The following is a 20,836-nucleotide window of genomic DNA, read 5'->3' as shown; positions in this document are numbered from 1 at the left end:
CCGCACAATCAATCTCCTGTTGCACTCCTGTGGAAGTCTTCGCCGCATGCCCTACATTGCCCAACACCTCGCCCAAGCCCCCACCCGCGCCGAGGTGGATAGCCTGCCCGGCGCCACCGTGCTCGAATTCGGCACCCCGTGGTGCGGCCATTGCCAGCGCGCCCAGCCGCTCATCGCGCAGGCCCTGCACGACCGGGCGGACGTGGCCCACCTCAAGGTGGAAGACGGCCCCGGCCAGCGCCTGGGACGCAGCTTTGGCGTGAAACTCTGGCCCACGCTGGTGTTCCTGCGCGATGGGAAGGAAGTGGCGCGCGTGGTGCGGCCGCAAGACGCACGGGCGATGGCCCAACTGCTCGGCGCAGCCACAGCGGGCTGACCGGCCCCTGCATCAGGCCTGTTCAATCACCGGGGTGCGGCGGGCCAGCCAGGCCAGCGCGCCGGTCAACAGTGCCATCGCGCCGCAGAAAATCACGATGGCCACCGGCAGGCCCAGGTGGTCCGACAGCCAACCCACACCCAGGATGGGCAGGATGGTGCCCAGGTAGCCCACCACCAGATAAGTGGACAGCAGGCCAGACCGGTTCTGCGGGCCCGCTACCTTGTTCACGATGGCAATGCCCGCCAGGTTCACCAGGCCATGGCCCGCGGCGGTGCACAGCACGCTCAGCACAAACAGCAGCGGCAGGTTGGTGTAGGTGGTGGCAATCAACAGCAGGTTGCAGGCCGCCAGCAGCCCCAGGCCCACGATGGCACAGGTCTTGGTGTGCACCGGCCGGGCCAGCCACTGAAAGCCGGCAGAGAGAAACAAAATCATGGCGATCGACAGGCCGCTCACGGCCGGGCCATGCCAGGGCACCATGTGCGCCATGAAGCTCGGCGCCAGCGATGCATAAAGGCCAAAGATGCTGAAGGTGCTGAACGCCCCCAGGCTGGCAATCAGAAACGGGCGGCGCAGGGCAGGTTGCGGCAGCGTGATGCGCGGCAGCCAGTCATGCAAGGCAAACGGCGCTGGCGCGGCGGCCGAGGCTGCAGGCGCCAGCTGCACTTGATATAGCGCATAGATCGCCAGCACCCCCAGCACCACGCTGGGCGCATAGGCTGTCACCAGCGGCAGGGGCACCCACTGGGCCATCAGCCCACCCACCAGCGGCCCCAGGCCAAAGCCCAACGCCATGGCAAAACTCGTCATGGCCGAGGCGCGCATCACGTTGCCGCTGCGGTTCAGTTGTGTGAGACCAATCGACGCCGAGGTGGTGATCATTCCCGAGGCAATGCCGATCAGCACGCGGCTGGCGACAAACGACGCGACGCTCCAGGCCAGCGCCGACAGCAGCACGCCGGACGTGACCAGCACCAGGCCATTGCGCAGCACCGGCAAGAAACCAAACCGGTCGCTCAGCCGCCCCAGAAACAGCAGGCTGGCCAGCGCCCCGAACATATAGGCCACATAAATGCCCGTGATGTGGCTGGGCTGCAGACCCCAGTGGGCCTGGTACAGCGGATACAGCGGGCTGGCCAGGGCTGTGCCCATGACGCCCACGCACATGGCAAAACAGACCCAGGCAAACGGAGGCCAATGACGTTGCATAAACGGTAGTCAGACAGACCGCGAGAGGGCTGTGCTCGTGAAAGGAAAAGGATGGGGAAAAACGGCAAAAGCCGCATGCGGCCCGGGGGTGCACACGGCTTTCTCAGGTTCCGGGGCTTCATCCGCTGCGTTGCAAGACGCGTCACGGCGATGAATTTCCCGTGACCCATTTTACGAAGAACACCCCGATACGCCCGAGCTGCCCCTGCGCGACCCTGCCTGTTGTCGTGCCATTGCGCATATTTCGATAGAAATCAGGCTCTACCCCTTACAAATAAAGCGCCAAAAGCTATTGATTCAAGAGCAAATCAAGCAGCGCAGGCCACAATGCGGCAGGCCTTGCCGCTGCGCCCGCGGGGCACGGGACGGCCCAGCTCCTGCAGCACACGCAGCCGGAGCACGCCCTGGGCCTTGGCAAATGCCTTGAGCGCGGTGCAGCAGCGCACCATGGCCGCCTGCCCTGCCTCGCCCGTTGCAGGCAGGCGGAGCACCAGCGTGTGGTCGTCCTGCTGGCGCAGATGAAAATCGAACACGCCCGCCTCATCCTCCAGCACGGTGGACAAGGCCATGGGCAGCAGCGCCACCACCCGACCCTCGTGCCCCGCCATGTGCAAGAGGTCGTCGTGGCGCCCCTGCACCACCATCACCGGCAACGGCGAGCCACAGCCGCAGCGCCCGGGCTGCAGCGTGATCTGGTCGCCCAGGTCGTAACGGATGAGCGGCTGAACGGTGTTGGCCAGGTTGGTCAGCAGCACGCTGCGGGCCGGCTGGCCTGCGGGCACGGTGCGGTGGTGTTCGTCCACCGGCTCCAGGATCACCCAGTCGGCGTTCAGGTGCATGTGGCCGTGGGCGCATTCCCAGCCCATGGTGAGGAATTCTGACGCGCCATAGCTGTTGCGCACGGGGCAGTCGAGCCCCCGCTCGATGTAGGCGCGCACGGCGGGGCTCAGCGTTTCACCGCCGGTCCACACCTCTTGCGGCGCTATGCGCAAGGCGCCAGAGCCTGCCTCGTCGGCCAGCAACGCGGCGGCGGTGGGGTACGTGGCGAGCACCGTGGGCGCGAAGTCGTTGAGGGCGGCCACCAGTTCCGGCGTGGGCACCTGGATGGAAAAACTGCGCGTGCTGCCCGCCAGCCAGGGGTTGAGCGCCCGCATCCGCTGCACCGAGACATAGCTGGCGAAATGCCCGCTGGTTGCCCCCACGAAGGCAATGCGCTCGGTCAGGCACAGCGGGTCCAGCCAGCGCAGCATCGGGCGCGGTGCGCAGCGGCGCAGTGCCTCCAGCGCGTCGTACACGGCCATGGCCTGCGCGTCCTGCACAAAGATGCCCGGCTGACCGCTGGTGCCCGAGCTTTCCCACACCATGTAGCGGCCCTGCCAGGGCTCGGCGATGCGCGCGGGGTCGGCAGTGAAGGCGCGCAACCCGTCGAGCGTGAGGCACGGGTCGGTCACCCAGTCGTCAAAGCGCTCCATCAGCTGGCAGCGCGTCACCACCGGCAACGACTGCAGCGGCGTGCGGGCCGAAATGTCTGGGCCCAGCAGTTCGCGGTAAAGGCGCGAGCCCTTCAGCGCAGCCCCCAGCAGCAGCGCCAGCCGCGCCTGCTGGCGCCGCAGCAGGCCCTGCGGCGTATCGCGGTTGGCGGCCATGACATCCATCGACACCGTCGACAGACGCAGCGGGTCGAATACGGTGCTCATGGCGGCGCCTTTCCGGCCGGCCAGCCTACGGTCTGCGCCAGCAGCACCTGCTGGTTGGTTCCCAGCCCCATGGCCTGCGCCAGCGCGGTGCGGTCCAGCCAGGCCCGGATGACGGCGGCCAGCCCGGTGGATGCGGCCTGCAGATAGACGTTTTGCGCCATGGCGCCCGCAGCGGCTGCGGCGTAGGCGCTGCGCTGCTCGGCGGGCACCAGCTTCATGCGCCCATGGTCGGCCACATAGACGAGATCAAGCGGTGCGCTGTCCACGAAATCCTGGTAGCCCGTGACGCGCCGCACATCGGCAACCACCGTGCGCTGCAGCGCGTGGGCAGGGGGGTCGTAAAGGTACAGGCCTTCGGGCAGCGCCACATACACATCCACCTCTTGGGCGTTCATGGCGCTGGGCGCCGTGCGCCCGCCGCTGTCAGGCCGGTTGACGCCCGCCGCAGCCCACAGCAGGTTCGACAGCACCGGAAGCTGCAGGGCAACGGGATCGAATTCGCGCTGCGATTGCCGCCGGGCCAACGCCTGCATCAGCGACATGCCAGCTTCGCGCAGCGGCGGTGGCAAGGCCAGCACCGGGCTGCCGTCGCCCGTGGGGGGCTCGGGGCGCAATTGGCCCATCAGCCCCAGCGCCATCTTGGTCAGCGGGTTCATGTTCACTCCTGCGCAGAGTTCAACCAGCTGCCATCAGACCACAGCGCCGCTCCCCTGCCTACTGGCATGGCGCAGGCTTGCGCCGCCAGTGGACGATTCACGCGCCAAGGTTTTTAGATAAAAGTAGCCCTGGCCCTTTAACCATAAGCGCAAGCAGCTATCAATATAGTAGTGTTTGACGCGGCGCAGGCAGCGCATAACCGCAGGAACGGGTCGAGAACTTCAGCCGCGCCCCAGGGCTTTTTCCACACCGCGGTTGGCCAGGGCATCAGCGCGCTCGTTGCCCGGATCACCCGAATGCCCCCGCACCCAGCGCCAGTCGATGCGGTGCCCGGCGTTGGTGACCAGCGCATCCAGGCGCTGCCACAGCTCGACGTTTTTCACCGGCTGTTTGGCGGCGGTGCGCCAGCCGCGCGCCTTCCAGCCGTGGATCCATTCGGTGATGCCCTTGCGCACATATTCGCTGTCGAGGTACAGCGTCACCGCGCAAGGCCGCTTGAGCGCGGACAGTGCCTCGATGACGGCGGTCAGTTCCATGCGGTTGTTGGTGGTGCCGAGTTCGCCGCCAAAGAGCTCTTTTTCGGTGGCGCCGGAGCGCAGCAACACGCCCCAGCCGCCAGGGCCCGGATTGCCCTTGCAGGCGCCATCGGTGTATATCTCAATCTGATTCAAACTTTTTTCCTGTCTGTGGTGCCCGACGCAGCGGTGGGCACCCGGCTGGTGCGGTGGGAGGGTGTTCCGGCGGCACCGCGGTTGGCCACGGGCACCGACGCGGCGGCACGCTGCGGGGCTGTGCGCCAGGCGGGTTCGAGCAGGCGCATGCCATGCACGCGCTTGACGGCCACCAAAAAATACGCGGCCCCGAGTATCGGCCACCATTGCTCGCCCAAACGGTCCATCCAGGCAAATCTTTCCAGCCAGTGGCTGCTGCGCACGGCGGGCCGATAGCAGCCAAACTGGGCCGATTCGACCTCGAAGCTCAGCAGCCGCAGCCAATCACGCAGCCGCCGGTAGCCGATGAATTCGCCCGCGTCCGGCAAAAACAGCCGGCCCCGCCCCAGGCGCTGGTAAAGCCGCGCCCGGTGCTGGCGCAAGGCCCACAGGCTGACAGGATTCAGCCCGCAAATCACCACCCGCCCCTCGGGCACCAGCACCCGCTCGACCTCGCGCAGCGCGGCATGCGGGTCCACGCTCTGCTCGAGCGTGTGGGGCAGCAAGATGAGGTCCAGGCTGTTGTCCGCAAAGGGCAGCGCCACCGGGTCGGCCAGCAGGGCCAGCAGGCGCAGGGCATCGGGCCCGGCGGCGCCCGTGGTTGGCTGGGGGGTGGCGGCGCGGGCGCCGGGTAGCAGGGCCATGCCCTCTTCGCCCAGTGCCAGCCACTGGTGGGGTATGCGGTTGGCGCGCAGGCCGTCGAGCATCGGGATGCCGATCTGCAGGCCGTGGTAGCCAAAAATGTCCGCCACCGCCTCGTCACAGCGCTCTTGCTCCCAGGCCAGCAGGTAACGGCCGGGGGGGGAGTCGAACCAGTGGTGCAAACTTATAATTGGATGGATCATGAACCTGCTTGCGCTGCCCGCCTTTGCCGACAACTACATCTGGATGCTGCACGACGGTCGGCAGGCGATTGTGGTGGACCCCGGCGACGCTACGCCCGTATTGCAAACCCTGCAAGCACAGGGACTGCAATTGCAGGCCATTCTAGTCACGCACCACCACGCCGATCATGTGGGCGGCGTCGATGCCTTGCGCGCAGCCACCGGCGCACAGGTGTACGGCCCCGCGCGCGAGCGCATCCCCGAGCCGCTGGTGCGCCTGGCGCAGGATGACACCGTGGACCTGCTGGGCCTGCGGTTTTCGGTGCTCGATGTTCCGGGCCACACAGCCGGCCACATCGCCTATTACTGCCCCGACATGGAGGGCGCCCCGCTGCTCTTTTGCGGAGACACCCTTTTCTCGGGCGGCTGCGGGCGCCTTTTTGAAGGCACGCCCGCGCAAATGCTGGCCTCGCTCGACCAACTGGCCGCCTTGCCTGGCAGCACCCGCGTATGCTGCACCCACGAATACACCCTCTCCAACCTGCGCTTCGCGCGCGCGGTGGAGCCCGCCAACCAGGCGCTGCGCGACTACAGCAGCCATTGCGAAAGCCTGCGTGCCCAGCAACAGCCCACGCTGCCATCGCGCATTGCGCTGGAACGTGACATCAACCCTTTTCTGCGGGTCCGCGAAGCAGCGGTTGCCGCAGCCGCCCAGGGCTTCGATGCCCGGGTCCAACCACAAGACGCCGTGGCGGTGTTTGCCGCCCTGCGCCAATGGAAAAACGACTTCTGATGAAAATTCTGCGCTTCGCCTGCCTTGCGGGCCTGCTCTGGCTGACCGGCTGCGCCACCAATGGCACCACCTCCAGCGGCCCCTTCAACACCGGTTCGTCGTCGGGCACCGCCAGCCACACCCCTGTCATCCCCAACGGGCCGTTGAGCCCGATCACGGCCAGCCGGGCCGCCAGCAGCGAAGTGGCATCGCTGTTCACGCCCGTCGACCTGTGGGAGCGCATTCGCCGCGGCTTTGCCATGCCCGACCTGCAGCACGAACTGGTGCAGGACCGCGAGCAGTGGTACGCCAGCCGCCCCGACTACATGCAGCGCATGACCGAGCGCTCCAGCAAATACCTGTTCCACATTGTCGAAGAGCTGGAACGCCGGGGCATGCCCACCGAGCTGGCACTGCTGCCCTACATTGAGAGCGCCTTCAATCCGCAGGCCGTGTCCAGCGCCAAGGCCGCCGGCATGTGGCAGTTCATGCCCGCCACCGGCAATTATTTTGACCTCAAGCAAAACGCCTTTCGCGACGACCGCCGCGATGTGCTGGCATCGACCCGCGCCGCCCTTGACTACCTGCAAAAGCTGCACGGCATGTTTGGCGACTGGCACCTGGCCCTGGCCGCCTACAACTGGGGCGAAGGCAGCGTGGGCCGCGCCATTGCCAAGAACCAGAAGGCAGGCCTGGGCACCGGCTACACCGACCTGAACATGCCCGCCGAGACGCGGCTGTATGTGCCCAAGCTGCAGGCCGTCAAGAACATCGTGGCCAACCCCGAGGCGTTTCGCACCGAGTTGCCGCTGATCGAAAACCACCCTTATTTCCAGACGGTGGACATCACCAACGACATCGATGTAGCCGTGGTGGCCCAGCTGGCCGGGATCCGCGAAGCAGATTTTCGGGCCCTGAACCCGGCGTTCCACCGCCCCACCATTTTTGCCGCTGGAACCCCCCAGATCCTGCTGCCCTGGGACAACGCGCGCGTGTTCCAGCGCAACCTGGAGGCCAAGAACCAGGGGCAATACGCCAGCTGGACGGTGTGGTCGGTGCCCACCACCATGAGCGTGGCCGAGGCCGCCCAGCGCACCGGCATGGGCGAAGCCGACCTGCGCAGCCTCAACAACATCCCGCCGCGCATGCTGATCAAGGCGGGCTCGGCACTGATGGTGCCCCGCACCACCACCACCCGCCAGGACGTGTCGGCCCACCTGGCAGACAACGGCCAGCTGGCCCTCACCCCCGAAATCGTCACCCGTCGCACCACGGTGCGTGCCGGCAAGCGCGACACCGTGCGCAGCATTGCACAGCGCTACCGCGTCAGCGCCGACCATGTGGCGGACTGGAACGATGTGAAGGCCAGCGCCGCCTTCAAGGCCGGCCAGCAGGTCGTCATGTTCTTGCCCGTGCGCATGGGCCAGGGCGCCTCGACAAGCCGCAGCGCCAGCCGCAAGCCCAACCTGAAAGCCACCGCTTCCGCTCCCACGCGCAAGGGTGGCAAGCCCGCCAGGAAGCGGCGCTGAGAGAACATGTTGACGATCGTCCATGAGCCCCTGCGAAATCGTCAACAGGCTCTGAAGTGCGAGCACAGTGCGAGGACGCGGGCTGTGCTGCGATGGGCTCAAACCCCGAATTTCTCCCGCGCCTTGCGGGCCAGGTCGTTGGTATAGCTGCGCTGCAGGCTGGCCCGTGGGCCGGCCATGCCCGGATAGATCTTGGCAAGCGCCCGCAAGGCCGTTGCCGGGCCGTCCTCGGGCATGAGTCCATGGGGCGAAAACGTCTCGCGCACCCGGTTGAATGCCGCCAGATAGACGGCCCTGTTACCCAGCAGGTCACTGGCGGGCACCGCCCTGACCAGATCCGCCGGCGCAGCGGTTTGCAGCCATTTAAGTGCGTGCACCATGGCGTTGGCCAGCGCTTGCGCCACCAGCGGCTCCTTTTGCAGAAATGCCTGGGGGGCATACAGGCAACTGGCTGGCATGGCACCGCCAAACACCTCCTGCGCGGCATTGAGCGTGCGCAGGTCACTGACCAGGCGCACCTCGCCCCGCTGCTCCAGCAGTGCCATGATCGGATCGGCATGGCACAACGCATGGATGTGACCCGAGCGCAGAGCCGCCAGGGCGGTAGCACCGGCGCCCACGCCCACAAAAGACACCTCGCGCACATCCACACCCGCACGCGCCAACAGCACGCTTGCCATCACCTGGGTGGATGAGCCCGGGGCCGAGACACCGATGCGCCGCCCCCGCAGATCGGCTGGCCCGCGGTAGCCCGGCAGCGCCCGCACAGACACGCCCAGCGCCTGCTGCGGCGCCCGCCCTTGCAGCACGAAAGCGCGGTAATCCTGGCCCCGGCTTTGCTGGCGCAGGGTGTGCTCATAAGCCCCCGAGCAGACCTGGGCCGTACCGTTGCGCACCGCCTGCAAAGCCAGGGCGCCACCGGCGAAGTCCTGCACCACGACATCCAGCCCCTCGGCCTGGAAAAAACCCAGCCGGTCCGCAATGGTCAGGGGCAGGTGGTACAGCACGGCCTGCCCGCCCACGGCAATAGTGATACGCCCCGCCGCAGTGCCTGGCGCCTGCGCCCAGGATGCCGGCGCGCACGCCGCCACTGCCGACAATGCGGACAGGGCACCAAAGGCGCGACGGCTGACAGGAGGAACGGGCATGGAAAAAAGAAAAGAGCAGACATTGCTGCAACGCAACAATCGTGCCGCAGCGTCTGCATGGACGCATCAGGGCATCCCCTGAGGATTTCTACGTATTGCCGTGCAGGCCGCAGCCCGCAGGCGTCACCGGTAGCCGATGAAGAAAATGGCGACGTTCACCAGGAAAGCCGCGCCCCACACCGCACTGCGGGCCCTGGGCATGTCGGCGACATACATCATGATGTAGAAAACGCGCAGCATGACGAACAGGAAGGCGAGGATATCGAGCAAGGTCTGCCCTGCCCCCAATTGGTGCGCAATGAGGACGGCGCCCACAAAGAAGGGCAGCGCTTCGAAACTGTTCGCCTGCGCTGCGTTGGCGCGGGCATGCCAGTCGGACTGGCGGGCCATCCAGGCACGCGGGTCGTGGTTGTCGTAGCCACCCTCGCGGCGCGGCTTGCTGAAGCCGCCGTTCTTGGCCAGCCAGGCGCACACCAGGGGCAGCAGCACGGCCATGAAAACGCACCAGTAGGCCACCGTGAAACGCGCCGCATGCAAAGAGTTCATTTTTACTCTCGAACAGTTCTAGCGCAGCACCGACAAGCGCTGTACGCTATTAATTCGGGAGTATTCTAGCGACGAAGCGTGACCGGCGTTATCGGCGGTCCACCAGCGCATGCGCGATGGTGCCCAGGTCCACATATTCCAGCTCGCTGCCCACGGGCACCCCCCGCGCCAGCCGCGTCACATGCAGGCCCCGGCTCTTGAGCGCCTCGCTGATCACATGGGCCGTGGCCTCGCCCTCGGCGTTGAAGTTGGTGGCCAGAATCACCTCCTGCACCACGCCGTTGGTAGCACGCTCCATGAGTTTTTGCAGGCCGATTTCCTTGGGCCCGATGCCGTCGAGCGGGCTGAGCCGCCCCATCAGCACAAAATACAACCCCTTGAAAGCGCCTGTGCGCTCCAGCGCCGACTGGTCCGCCGGTGTTTCGACCACGCACAGCCGCGTGGCGTCACGCTCGGGGTCCAGGCAGGTGCTGCACACCTCGGCCTCGGTGAAGGTGTGGCACAGCGTGCAGTGGTGCACCGACCCCACGGCCTCCTGCAGCGCCCGCGAAAGCGCCAGCGCGCCGTCGCGGTCGTGCTGCAACAGATGAAACGCCATGCGCTGCGCAGACTTCACCCCCACCCCCGGCAAGCGGCGCAGGGCCTGGATCAAGACTTCGAGGGAGTTGGTGGTGGACATGGGCGGAGGGGCAATTCGGGTGACAGTGTGGGAGGTGTGCGGAGCCAGGCTTCGACAAGCCTGTCCTGAGCCCGTCGAAGGGCTCAGCCCGAACGGCAGTTGGGGTACGCGGCTCAGCTTGTATCCCCTCAATAACCCCGCCCTCAAGGGCGTAGCGAGCGGGATGAGCTGCTAGGCGGACGGAGCACAGGAACCGGAACGTACTTCCTGTACGTGAGGATTCCGAGCACCGCCCAACGACGCAGATCGCCCGCTCGGTAGCCACCCTCAAAAAGGGAATTTCATGCCGCCGGGGAGGCCTGGCATCCCTTGCGTGAGCTTGCCCATCTTCTCCGCCGAAGTTTCTTCCGCCTTGCGCACCGCGGCATTGAACGCCGCCGCCACCAGGTCTTCCAGCATGTCCTTGTCTTCGGCCAGCAGGCTGGGGTCGATGGTGATGCGCTTGACGTCGTGCTTGCAGGTCATCAGCACCTTCACCAGGCCTGCGCCCGATTCGCCTTCCACCTCGATGAAAGCCAGCTCATCCTGGGCCTTTTTCAGGTTGTCCTGCATGGCCTGGGCTTGCTTCATGAGGCCGGCGAGTTGTCCCTTGTTGAACATGGTGTGGTTTCCTTTTCAGTTTCTGTGGAATGGTGGTTATCGGTCATGCAGGCTTGATGCTGCCCGGCACGATTTTCGCGCCGTAGTCGCGCACCAGCGACTGCACATAGGGGTCGTTCATCACGATGTCTTCGGCCACGCGCTGGCGCTCGGCGGCGGCGGCGGCATTGCGGCGGGCGGGGCTGTCAATCACCACGCCCAGTTCCACGCTGATCTGGCTGGCATGGCCTGCGGCCTCCAGCGCGGCGCGCAGGCGCTCGCGCGCCTGGGGCTGGTTGAGCGATTCACGCTCGACGCGCAACAGCCAGTGCCCCGCATCGCGCGCCACGAGTTGCGACTGCAAGGCCAGCTCGCGCACCAAAGCGGTAATGGCTTCGGCCGCCACCAGCTGCTGCACGGTGCTGTGCCACACATCACCTTCTTCGGTGGGGGTGTAGCGGGCCGAGGCCGGCACTGGCGTGGAATGCGCTGGGGGTTGCAGGCGTACGCCGGGCTCCGGCGCCACGCGCACCGGAATTGCTACAAATTCAGGAGCTGTCTGCGCTTTCTGCGATGGGGCTGCAGGCTGTTTTTCGTCAAAATTGGCGCCGCTGCGCACGGGCAAGGCGGTGGTGGCAATGGGCATGGCTGCGACCGCTGCGGGTGCCTGCGGGGACTGCACGACAGGTTGCTTGGCAGGTTCAGCTATCGAATAAGTAGCTGACTGCGCTTGCTGGGCGGGCGCTAGCGCCCTATTTTCCTCATAAAAAGGCGGCGCTGATGCCGCTTGCCGCGGCGCCTGGGGCGGCGTTGCCGCAGGGACTGCGGCCACTGCCAGGGCCGCGCGCGGGGGCGATTCAGGTGCGCGGGGCGCCGCTTCGGGCCGCGTCAGAGTTTTTTTTTCAGCCGTTTCACCAACGCCGCCTTCTGGCTTGAAGGCCAGCAGGCGCAGCAGCACCATGGTCAGCGCCGCGTATTCGTCCGGCGCCAGGCCCAGTTCGCCGCGCCCGTGCAGGCACAGGCTGTAAAGCAGCTGGGTTTCATCGGCGGGCATCAGCGCGGCCAGGCGGGCGGTCTCCAGCGCCTCGGGGTCGTCGGCATCCACGGCGCCCGCCATCTGCGGCACCGCCTGGAACACGGCCATGCGCTGCAGGACGGCACTCATTTCTTCCAGCGTGGAGGCGGCGGACAGGCCGTTGAGGCGCAGCGTGTCCGAGGTTTCCACCACGGTCTTGCCATCGCCCTGGGCCAGCGCATCGATGAGGCGGAACACGTAAGAACGGTCCACCGCGCCCAGCATCTGGCGTACAGCGGCTTCCTGCAGCTGGCCGCTGCCAAAGGCGATGGCCTGGTCGGTGAGCGACAGCGCATCGCGCATCGAGCCCCGCGCCGCGCGCGACAGCAGGCGCAGGGCCTGCGGCTCGGCCGACACGTTCTCGGCCGCCAGCACCTGCGTGAGGTGGCCAAGCACGGTCTCAGGCGCCATGGGGCGCAGGTTGAACTGCAGGCAACGGCTCAGCACCGTGACTGGCACCTTTTGCGGGTCGGTCGTGGCCAGCACGAATTTGAGGTATTCAGGCGGCTCTTCCAGCGTCTTGAGCATGGCGTTGAACGCCGTGTTCGTGAGCATGTGCACTTCGTCGATCATGAAGACCTTGAAGCGGCCCTGCACCGGCTTGTACACCGCCTGCTCCAGCAGGCTCTGCACCTCGTCCACGCCCCGGTTGGAGGCGGCGTCGAGCTCGGTGTAGTCGGGGAAACGGCCACTGTCGATGTCGGTGCACGCCGAGCACACGCCACAGGGCGTGGCGGTGATGCCGCCAGTGCCATCCGGCCCCTGGCAATTGAGCGACTTGGCCAGGATGCGCGACACCGTCGTCTTGCCCACGCCGCGCGTACCGGTGAACAGGTAGGCATGGTGCAGGCGCTGTGTGTTGAGCGCATTGGTAAGGGCCTGCACCACATGCTCCTGCCCCACCATTTCGGTGAAATTGCGGGGGCGGTACTTGCGGGCGAGCACGAGATAGGACATCCGGCAGATTCTACGGGCTGTGCCGCTTGTCCTTTCGGCGCCCACGGCCACGGGACTGCTCAGAAAAGCGCGTCCGCATCCGTCGTACAATCGCGGGTGACGGGCCTCCCCGCATGGTGAAGCGGCCAACCGGGTCAGGTGGGGAACCAAGCAGCCCTAACTGTGGAGCCAGTGCCGGGGGTAAGGCTCGTCAACTTCTTCTTTCTTTTTGCGCTGTCGCGCAAAAAATCCCCTCCCAAGCATCTCTTTCGCCTTGTTTGCGGTGAGCCGCTTGGCTCGCACAAAGTCCGCGCACTCAGAGGCTGAGAGTTTTTTGCGCGGGTCCGAGCAGCGTGCCACAACGCAGCCGATCTAGGCGCAAAGCACAGCCATAGCTCGGGCTATGGCGCGCATTTGCAACGACGAGCGGGTGCGTTTTGGCGTGATGAGCGGGCATGCGCAAAAAACTCTCAGCCTCTCAGGCGCCAGGCTCCCCCAACGCCTTCTCATGCCCCTGCGGGCTACTCCTGTCCCAGCCAGCGCAGCGCGCCCTCGCCCGCCACACGACCGCTGGCCAGGCTGGCCGTGAGCAGGTAGCCCCCTGTGGGCGCCTCCCAATCCAGCATCTCGCCCGCGCAGAACACGCCGGGCGCGGCGCTTGCCATGAGGTGCTCGTCCAGCGCTTCGAACACCACGCCGCCCGCGCTGCTGATGGCCTCGTCCAGCGGGCGGATTGCCACCACGGTGATGGGCAGCGCCTTGATGGCGTGGGCCAAGGCCACGGGGTCGTTCATGCCGTCCTTGCCCAGGTGTTCGTACAGGATGCCGGCCTTGATGCCGTCCAGGCCGAGGCGGCTCTTAAGGTGGCTCGACAGCGACCGCGATCCGCGTGGGTGGCGCACCTCGACCAGCACGCGCTCGGGCGCATGGTCGGGCAGCAGATCGAGGTGGAACGTGGCATGGCCATGGGCCTCGACCTCGTCGCGCAGCAGCTGCGAGGCGGCATAGACCAGGCTGCCCTCCACCCCGGTGGCCGTGACGACAAACTCGCCCCGGCGGTCAAAGCTGCGGCCCTGGCTGTCGGTGAAGGACAGCTGCACGGTCTTGAACGGCTGGCCCGCAAAACGCTCGGCAAAATGCGGCGTCCAGCCCACGGCCGGCGTGGGCGTGCGGCCGATCAGCTCCTGCAAAAACGCACGGCGGGTTTCGCCCACGGGCGCATCGGCACGCAACACATCAAAGCCGCAATTGGCCGGCCGCAGCGGCGCCACGGCCACGCCGCGCTGCGTCAGCAGCGGCACCCAGGCGCCATCGGACCCCAGGCGCGCCCAGCTGCCGCCGCCCAGCGCCAGCACTACCGCGCGGGCCGCGACCCGCACCTCGCCTGAGGGCGCGGCAAAACGCAGTGCGCCGCCATCGGCCCAGCCCAGCCAGCGGTGGCGCATGTGAAACTGCACGCCCAGCCCGCGCAGGCGCTGCAACCAGGCGCGCAGCAAGGGCGCGGCTTTCATGTCGGCCGGGAACACCCGGCCCGACGTGCCCACGAAGGTTTCCACACCCAGCCCCTGCGCCCAGGCGCGCACCTCGGGCCCGCCAAAGGCCTGGATCAGCGGCTCGATCTGCGGCTGGCGCCCGGCGTAGCGGCTGGCAAAAGGCCCGTACGGCTCGGAATGCGTGAGGTTGAGCCCGCCCTTGCCAGCCAGCAGAAATTTGCGTCCCACCGAGGGCATGGCGTCAAACAGATGCACCACCACCCCTGCCTGCGCCAGCACCTCGGCCGCCATCAGCCCGGCGGGGCCGCCGCCCACGATGGCGACATCGCAGTGCAAAGGCGTGGCCGCCTCGGTTGCCAGGGGGGTGGGTGCATTCATGGGGAAAACCTTTGGATCCATCGAAAACAGTCAATTCAGAACAGGGAGCCTTGGACAAAACCCTGAGGGGGCCCTGCGGCAGCCTCGTGCGCCCCCGTGGCGGCGGCCGGCGCGTAAGCGGATGTGGACAAGGCGGCAGGCGCCGGCGGTGCCGATGGCGCGGGGGCGAGAGTATGCCGCACGGCAGCGGCCTCCTGAGCCAGATCGGGCACCGAGGCGCCTGCGATAGCGGGTTCGCCCAGGGAAGGCCCATCCACAAGCACCATGCGCCCGTCACCCGTCAAGAAGGCCGCCCGCACGCGCTCGCCCGGTGCCTGCCCCTGCACCGCCGCGCGGTAGCGCTGCAGTTGCGCTATCAAAGCAGGCTGGCGCTCGGGCTCGGCGGCGCTTTTGTAGTCGAGCACCCACCAGCCCGCGCGCTCGGGCGGCTGGTGGCAATGCACCAGCCGGTCGATGCGCAGGCTCTGGCCCTGGTGGCGCAGCGGCGCTTCGTTGATGGTGGTGTCCACCACCGTGGCGTCCCAGGCCCAGGCGCCCTCGCCCGCCAGGATGCGCTGTGCGGTCTGCGCGGCCATGCGCGCCGCGCCCACGGTGATGTCAAAGTCCTGCGCCAGCCGGGCTACGCGGGCCGCGGGCCAGCCCTGGGCGCGCAGGTCGGCCAGCGGCGCGCCCGCCACGCCCGCCTGCTCCAGCAGCTGGTGCATGGCCTCGCCCAGGCGCGATGCGGGGGTGGACAGCGATGCCTGCGGGTCGGCAGAATCAGCGCCTTCTTGCACCGCCGGGGTCATGGCACGCCATTCGGCGGGAAGCGCAGGCAACTCGGCCAGGGTGAATGGGTCGTGCACGCCGTCCGTCGTCGCGGCAACCCCCTTTCCATCGGCTTCAACCGCCTCGTCCAACCCTTGCGCATCCGCCAGCAAGGGCGCCAGCCGGTTCCACCAGCTGCCCGGCGCGGAAACGCTGGGCAGCACGGACGACAGCGCCAGGCAGTGCTTGGCGCGCGTCATGGCCACGTAGAGCATGTTGAGTTCTTCGCGCTGGCGGGCCTGTTGCTCGGCGGCCAGGGCGGTTTCGGCGCTGGGCGGCGGGCTGGATTCGCTGGCCAGGAAGACGAAGCCTGCGGGCTCGGTCTTTTCGCCGGGCCAGTCCACCAGCACGCCCATGGTCTCGGCCTTTTGCGGGCGGGTGTCGGTGTCCAGCAGCAGCACGCAGCGCGCCTCCAGCCCCTTGGCGCCGTGCACGGTGAGCAGGCGAATGGCCTGCGCATCCACCCGGCCGGGTGCGCGCACGCCGCCTTTTTTCATGGCGCGCACAAAGGCATAGGGCGTGAGGTAGCGGCCGCCGTCGTGCTGCAGCGCGGCCGAAAGCAGCGCGCGCAGATTGGCCTGCACCGCCATGCGCTGCGCGGCGGGGGCTGCTGCCGCAAAGCGGGCCAGCACGTCGCCATGCTGGTAGATGGCGTGCAGCGCGTCGTGCGGCGGCAAGGCGTCCACCCAGGCCTTGTATTGGGTCAAATGGGCCGCTAGCGCTTGCAGATCAAGCGGTAGTAGCTCACTTTTTTGCAGCAAATCAAACCAGCTGCTGGCCGCATGCTCGGGCTGGCGGCGCAGCACGGCCAGCGCGACCAGGGCGTCATCCTCCAGACCGAACAGCGGCGACTTGAGCGCGCGCGCCAACGACAGGTCGTGCCCGGTGGACACCAGTGCATCGAGCAGCGCCACGATGTCCTGCACTTCGGGCGCGTCGAACAGGTCGGCTTTTTCGGGTTGCACGCAGGGCAGGTGCAGGGCGCGCAGGGCTTCTTGCATGGCCGCGAGCCGGTCGCGCTTGCGGGCCAGCACCAGCACTTCGTTGGGCGGCGTGCCTGCAGCGATCTGTGCCGCCACCCAGGCGGCAGCCTGCGTGCATTCGCGCATGCGCTGGGTTTCTTCGGCCTCGTGGCGTGGCTCGGTCAGGCTGTCGCGCCAGGCGAACGGGTCGGTGCCCCCGCCACCGTTGGCATCTGGCGGCAGGATGGCCGGCAGGCGCAGCAGCACGCCGGGGTCTGTGGATTCGGTGGTGTGGTCGCGAAAACCGAAGGTTTCACCAAAACCGCTGGTTTCCTGCTGCGCTTGCGCGCTGCCCATGACATGGTTCACGGCCGCGATCACGCCCGTGGCGTTGCGGCGCGTGTGGTCGCAACTGAGCAGATCGCCCCCCAGGCCGTCGCGCACAAAGGCCTGCGCGGCGATGAACACCTGCGGCTCGGCGCGGCGAAAGCGGTAGATGCTCTGCTTGGGGTCGCCCACGATGAACACGCTGGGCGGCTTCTGGCCACTGGCGCCGCCGCCCGAGCCCGCGTAGCCCGACAGCCAGGCGTGCAGCGCCTGCCACTGCAGCGGGTTGGTGTCCTGGAACTCATCGACCAGCAGGTGGCGGATGCGCGCATCCAGGCGCTCCTGCACCCAGCCCGACAGGATGGGGTCGGCCAGCATGACCAGCGCCGTGCGCTCCACATCGTTCATGTCCACCCAGCCGTGCTGGTGCTTGACCGCCGCAAACTGGGCAATCAGGCAACGCGCCAGGCGGGCCATGCGCTGCTGGTGCTGCCAGGCGTCGTGCTGGCGGCGGGCGGTGAGCAGGCGCTGCAGTTCGGGCTCGGCCTCTTGCGCGGCGGCGAATTTTTCGAGGTTCTTTGACAGCCGGTCTTCCTTGGCGACGAACATGGCACGGCGCAATTGGTCCAGCCGCTGGTTCAGGTCGTCACAGGCCAGCGCGTCGATGATCGCGTCGGCCGCCTTTTGCGGCGTCTTGTTGGCCTCGGCCCCCAAGGCCTTGGCGCGGGCCAGCCAGCGCTGGTGGCAGGCGTCGCCCTGCAGCGCGTCGGCGGGTTCGTGGAAAGCGGCCAGCTCCGGGTATTGCGCCTGGAACGGCGGCACCGAGGCATCGACCACACCCGCCGCGTCGGCCAGGTCAAACTCGACTCGCTTGGACAGCGCCGCCGCCAGCGCCTTGTGGGTTTGCGAGCGGCCATGGCGAGCGACTACCGCCTCGTAGTCGGCCCGCAGGCTGGCGTTGGTGGCCACGGTCTGCAGGAACGGCCCCCACACCTCGCGCACGGCCTCGGCGTCGTCTTCGAGCAGCTCAAAATTGGCGGGCAAACCCTGCGCCTGCAGCAGCGCCAACGGGGCCGTGCCGAGCAGCGCGGCAAACCAGCTGTGGAAGGTGCGGATCTGCACCGGGCGGCCGCTGGCCAGCATCTGGCGGTATAGATTTTGTAGCGCATCGCGCTTATCCAGAGCGCGCTGGGGGCTGATTCCCCTTGCAACCAGCTCGCGCGTCAAATCCGCAAGCGGCGCATCGGCAAACGCCTCCAGCCATTCCTGCAGCCGCTGGCGCATTTCGCCCGCCGCCTTCTTGGTGAAGGTGATGGCCAGGATCTCGTGCGGCGCGGCGCCGTCGAGCAGGGCCCGCAGCATGCGCGACACCAGCATCCAGGTCTTGCCCGCGCCCGCGCAGGCCTCCACAGCCACGCTGCGCGCGGGGTCGCAGGCGATGGCGTAGAAGGCCTCGCGCGAGACGGGGTGGCCGTTGTGTTCGTAGGCCGCAGTCGTGTGGGTCAGTTCGGTCACCGGCGGGGCCTCAGTCATTCCAGAAGTCTTTTCGGCACAGGCCGCGCGCAGCGCAGTAGTCGCACACAGCGCCCTCGCCCAGGGCGGGCATCGGTGCGCCTGCGGCGATGCGGGCGAAGTCGTGCTGGATGCCTTCGACCAGCAGGTCGCGCAGGTGCACCACCTCTTGCTGTTCGTGCATCTGCGTATCGCCGCGCTCGCCCACGTTCACGTAGGCGGCGCGCAGCGTGTCATGGCTCAGCAAGGCGGCGTAGAACGCGAGCTGGGTGTCTTCGGCGCCGGCGCCAATGCGTTTGCGCGTGACGGTGTCGTTCTCGGTCTTGTAATCGATGACCAGGGCCGTGGGCTCGCCGGTGGACGACACGGCATCGATGCGGTCGATGGTGCCCACTAGTTGCAGCGCGCCCAGCGGTTGGGTGGTCTGCACCTCGGCCTGCCGGAAGTGGCCCCCGGCCTGTTCGTGCTGAGCGAGCCAGCGCAGATAGCCATCGCGCACCTGCGGCCAGCCTGCGGCGAACGGCAGGAAGTCGCCCTCGCCCAGGCCTTGTTGCAGCGTGACGGCCTGCGCGGCGCTGTCCATGCGGGCCACGCGCTGGTCTGCGTCGGCCGTCGGGTCGGCCAGCAACGCCTCATGAAAGTGCTGCAGCACTGCGTGCAGCCAGTTGCCAAAATCGCGTTTGTCCACTTCGGCGGCCAGTTCGTCGGCCTCTTGCAGGCCCAACTGGCGCAGCGCAAAAAAGCGGTACGGGCAATGCCGCAAGTCGGAATAGGCGGTGGATGACAGACGCACCACTGGCAGCGCGCTGCCATCGGGCAAGGGCCGCGCCGTGGGTGTGGCCGCCACGGTGCGCAGGCTGCGGTCGTCGGCGCCTTGGGTGGCTATGCCATCGAGGTGCAGCGCCAGCACCAGCGCGCTGGCCAGCAAGGGCTCGCCGCCTTCGTCGCCTGTGCGCCAGAGCACATCCACTGCGGGCGTCTGCAGCGCGTATTGCCAGGCGGCGCGCTGGGCCACCTCCAGCGATTCGCGCGTGGGCAGGCCCCAGGCCTGGCGCTGCGCCGCGGTCCAGTCGCCCACGGGTTCCGGCGAGGGCTGCAGGCGCTTTTCATCGCAGCCGGGCAGCACCAGCGCGGCAAACGGCCTCGCCAGCAACTGGGGCATGGGTAAAACGATCACGGGCGCATTGCCCGTCTGCGGGGGCACATAGCGCGCGGCTTCCAGCACTTCGTTGGCCCAGCGCGTGAACTCGGCCAGGGCCATGCGGCGGCCGGCGCTGGCCCAGCCCTCCAGCTCGGCCTCCTGGCCGGCCTGCAGGCGCAGCGCGGTCAGCACGCGGGCGCCGGCGGCATCCGCTTCGAGCACCGGCCATTGGCCGCTGGCCACGAGCAAAGTGCGCAAGGCCTGCAGCCACTGCGCGAGCGGGCGCGGTGTGCGCAGGGCTTCGCGCCAGTCCTGCACCTGGGCCACGCAGGCCGCCAGGGCGGGCTTGTCCGACCAGTCGCGTGCAACCGCACCCGACCAGGCGGCTACCGAGGCCTTGCGCAATGCCCGCTCCAGGGCATTGAGCGCAGCGGGCTCGATGACCGGCGCGTGTTTGAGCCAGTCCAGCACCTCATCGGCGGATGCATTCCAGGCGCTGGCCTTGAGCGCGGCCATCAGTTGCGCGGCAGCCCGGGTGGTGGAAAGTGTCCAGCCGTTTTCATCGCGCACCGCCACACCGCTGCTGGCCAGGTGCGCGCCAATGCGGCGCGTGAGGGCGCGGTCGTTGGCCGCCAGCGCCACCGGGGTGCGGCCGGCCACCACATGGGCCAGCACACAGGCGGCGGCGCGCTGGGCTTCGTCCTCGGCATCCTGCGCGGCGTGCAGGGCAATTGAGCCGCGAGGGCTGGCATCTGTGGATGCAGGCGGCAGGACCAGCGCCACCGCCTTGTCGCCCCAATGGTCCTGCAAGGCCTGCACCAAGGGCTCGACCTGAAAGCCTTGCAACACCACCAGGGCATCGACCGACTGGCGCACGCCAGGCTCGAACAACACATCGGTGGCGTGGCGCGAGGCCAGCACCCATTCGAGTGCAATGCGGGCCACCACGGCTTCAAAACGCAGGGACGAGCCTTCGTCGGCCTCGGGCAAAAGGCTGCGCGCCTGGGCGCCCCAGGCCTCGCGCTGCGCCGGCGCAATGGCCGCCACCACCGCCGCCAGCTGCGTGGCAGCCTCTTGCAAAGGCGCGGCCAGCACATCACGTTGCGCGGCCAGGCCAGCGCGGTCGAGCAAGGTGCGCGCAGTGAGCGTGTCGCGCGCCACATCGCCGGCCAGGTCATCGCCCTGCGGCACAAAGGCCGCCAGCTGGCGGGCCCAGTTGCGCGTGGTTTCGAAACGGGGGGCGAATCCATCGGCATGCTGCAAGGCCCAGTAGCGCTGGGCCCAAGGCATGAGCTGCGCATAGGGCACAAGCACCACCGTGCGCGCCGGATGGGCGGCCAACGCTTGCATGTGCGCCTCCACCTGGGCGAGCACCTGCTGCCAAAGGGCCGCGCACTGATCGCTTTTCGCTATGACTGTCATAGCGTCATAAGACCCGGCCACACCGGTGAACGTGGGATTGGTTTCTGTCACAAT

At 67.7% G+C, this 20,836-nt stretch carries 16 protein-coding genes and 1 other RNA gene; 4 read left to right on the top strand and 13 right to left on the bottom strand.

All coding sequences use genetic code 11. The annotated features are described in order from the left end of the window. Window positions 1-46 precede the first annotated feature (46 nt). Entirely contained in the window at window positions 47-376 is a 330-nt protein-coding gene (locus CCX87_RS06775) for a thioredoxin family protein (RefSeq protein ID WP_087744923.1), read from the top strand. A gap of 12 nt (window positions 377-388) precedes the next feature. Here the strand turns inward: CCX87_RS06775 and CCX87_RS06770 are convergent, their stop codons facing one another. The 5 genes from CCX87_RS06770 to CCX87_RS06750 all read right to left on the bottom strand — a co-directional run bounded on the left by CCX87_RS06770 (window position 389) and on the right by CCX87_RS06750 (window position 5,497). Further along, window positions 389-1,588, bottom strand: coding sequence for an MFS transporter (locus tag CCX87_RS06770; RefSeq protein WP_442857479.1), 1,200 nt, complete (start codon window positions 1,586-1,588; stop codon window positions 389-391). A gap of 308 nt (window positions 1,589-1,896) precedes the next feature. Beyond that, a complete protein-coding gene (locus tag CCX87_RS06765) occupies window positions 1,897-3,285 on the bottom strand; it encodes a phenylacetate--CoA ligase family protein (protein ID WP_087744919.1) in 1,389 nt (462 codons plus the stop codon). Beyond that, the gene (locus tag CCX87_RS06760) at window positions 3,282-3,941 is read right to left on the bottom strand and encodes a SagB/ThcOx family dehydrogenase (RefSeq protein WP_087744917.1); all 660 of its coding nucleotides are present in this window, start codon (window positions 3,939-3,941) and stop codon (window positions 3,282-3,284) included. Before CCX87_RS06760 ends, CCX87_RS06765 begins: the two co-directional genes overlap by 4 nt. Window positions 3,942-4,163: 222 nt before the next feature. Then, window positions 4,164-4,613, bottom strand: coding sequence for a ribonuclease HI (gene rnhA / locus CCX87_RS06755; RefSeq protein ID WP_087744915.1), 450 nt, complete (start codon window positions 4,611-4,613; stop codon window positions 4,164-4,166). Continuing rightward, a complete protein-coding gene (locus CCX87_RS06750) occupies window positions 4,610-5,497 on the bottom strand; it encodes a class I SAM-dependent methyltransferase (protein ID WP_087744911.1) in 888 nt (295 codons plus the stop codon). Before CCX87_RS06750 ends, rnhA begins: the two co-directional genes overlap by 4 nt. Between CCX87_RS06750 and gloB the strand changes: the two genes are divergently transcribed. Further along, window positions 5,496-6,269 (top strand): hydroxyacylglutathione hydrolase, encoded by a 774-nt coding sequence (gloB, locus tag CCX87_RS06745; protein WP_087744909.1) that lies wholly within the window; start codon window positions 5,496-5,498, stop codon window positions 6,267-6,269. The genes CCX87_RS06750 and gloB overlap by 2 nt on opposite strands. Beyond that, a complete protein-coding gene (locus tag CCX87_RS06740) occupies window positions 6,269-7,777 on the top strand; it encodes a transglycosylase SLT domain-containing protein (protein ID WP_087744907.1) in 1,509 nt (502 codons plus the stop codon). Before gloB ends, CCX87_RS06740 begins: the two co-directional genes overlap by 1 nt. Before the next feature lie 98 nt (window positions 7,778-7,875). Here CCX87_RS06740 and CCX87_RS06735 read toward each other — a convergent pair whose 3' ends face one another. The 5 genes from CCX87_RS06735 to dnaX all read right to left on the bottom strand — a co-directional run bounded on the left by CCX87_RS06735 (window position 7,876) and on the right by dnaX (window position 12,761). Next, window positions 7,876-8,925, bottom strand: coding sequence for an ABC transporter substrate-binding protein (locus CCX87_RS06735; RefSeq protein ID WP_087744905.1), 1,050 nt, complete (start codon window positions 8,923-8,925; stop codon window positions 7,876-7,878). Between the two features lie 123 nt (window positions 8,926-9,048). After that, window positions 9,049-9,471 (bottom strand): MAPEG family protein, encoded by a 423-nt coding sequence (locus CCX87_RS06730; protein ID WP_087744903.1) that lies wholly within the window; start codon window positions 9,469-9,471, stop codon window positions 9,049-9,051. An 88-nt stretch (window positions 9,472-9,559) separates the two neighbouring features. Next, window positions 9,560-10,150, bottom strand: coding sequence for a recombination mediator RecR (recR, locus tag CCX87_RS06725; protein WP_087744901.1), 591 nt, complete (start codon window positions 10,148-10,150; stop codon window positions 9,560-9,562). Between the two features lie 267 nt (window positions 10,151-10,417). Next, window positions 10,418-10,750, bottom strand: coding sequence for a YbaB/EbfC family nucleoid-associated protein (locus CCX87_RS06720; RefSeq protein WP_010457931.1), 333 nt, complete (start codon window positions 10,748-10,750; stop codon window positions 10,418-10,420). Window positions 10,751-10,793: 43 nt separating this feature from the next. Further along, a complete protein-coding gene (gene dnaX, locus CCX87_RS06715; RefSeq protein WP_087744899.1) occupies window positions 10,794-12,761 on the bottom strand; it encodes a DNA polymerase III subunit gamma/tau in 1,968 nt (655 codons plus the stop codon). Window positions 12,762-12,859: 98 nt separating this feature from the next. Here dnaX and ffs point away from each other — a divergent pair. Next, window positions 12,860-12,956, top strand: an RNA gene (gene ffs / locus CCX87_RS06710) — signal recognition particle sRNA small type. 305 nt (window positions 12,957-13,261) lie between these two features. Here ffs and CCX87_RS06705 read toward each other — a convergent pair. The 3 genes from CCX87_RS06705 to CCX87_RS06695 are packed head-to-tail and all read right to left on the bottom strand — an operon-like array spanning window position 13,262 to window position 20,782. After that, a complete protein-coding gene (locus tag CCX87_RS06705; RefSeq protein ID WP_087744897.1) occupies window positions 13,262-14,611 on the bottom strand; it encodes a TIGR03862 family flavoprotein in 1,350 nt (449 codons plus the stop codon). Between the two features lie 35 nt (window positions 14,612-14,646). Then, entirely contained in the window at window positions 14,647-18,240 is a 3,594-nt protein-coding gene (locus CCX87_RS06700) for a UvrD-helicase domain-containing protein (RefSeq protein ID WP_087744895.1), read from the bottom strand. Further along, window positions 18,233-20,782 carry a PD-(D/E)XK nuclease family protein gene (locus CCX87_RS06695; RefSeq protein WP_087744893.1) on the bottom strand — a complete coding sequence of 850 codons (2,550 nt, stop codon included), beginning with the start codon at window positions 20,780-20,782 and terminating at the stop codon, window positions 18,233-18,235. The genes CCX87_RS06700 and CCX87_RS06695 overlap by 8 nt, the downstream gene beginning before the upstream one ends. Between the last annotated feature and the right edge of the window lie 54 nt (window positions 20,783-20,836).

The organism is Acidovorax sp. T1 (genome assembly GCF_002176815.1).
Classification (GTDB): Bacteria; Pseudomonadota; Gammaproteobacteria; order Burkholderiales; family Burkholderiaceae_C; genus Acidovorax.
This window is presented reverse-complemented; position numbering and strand designations above follow the sequence as displayed.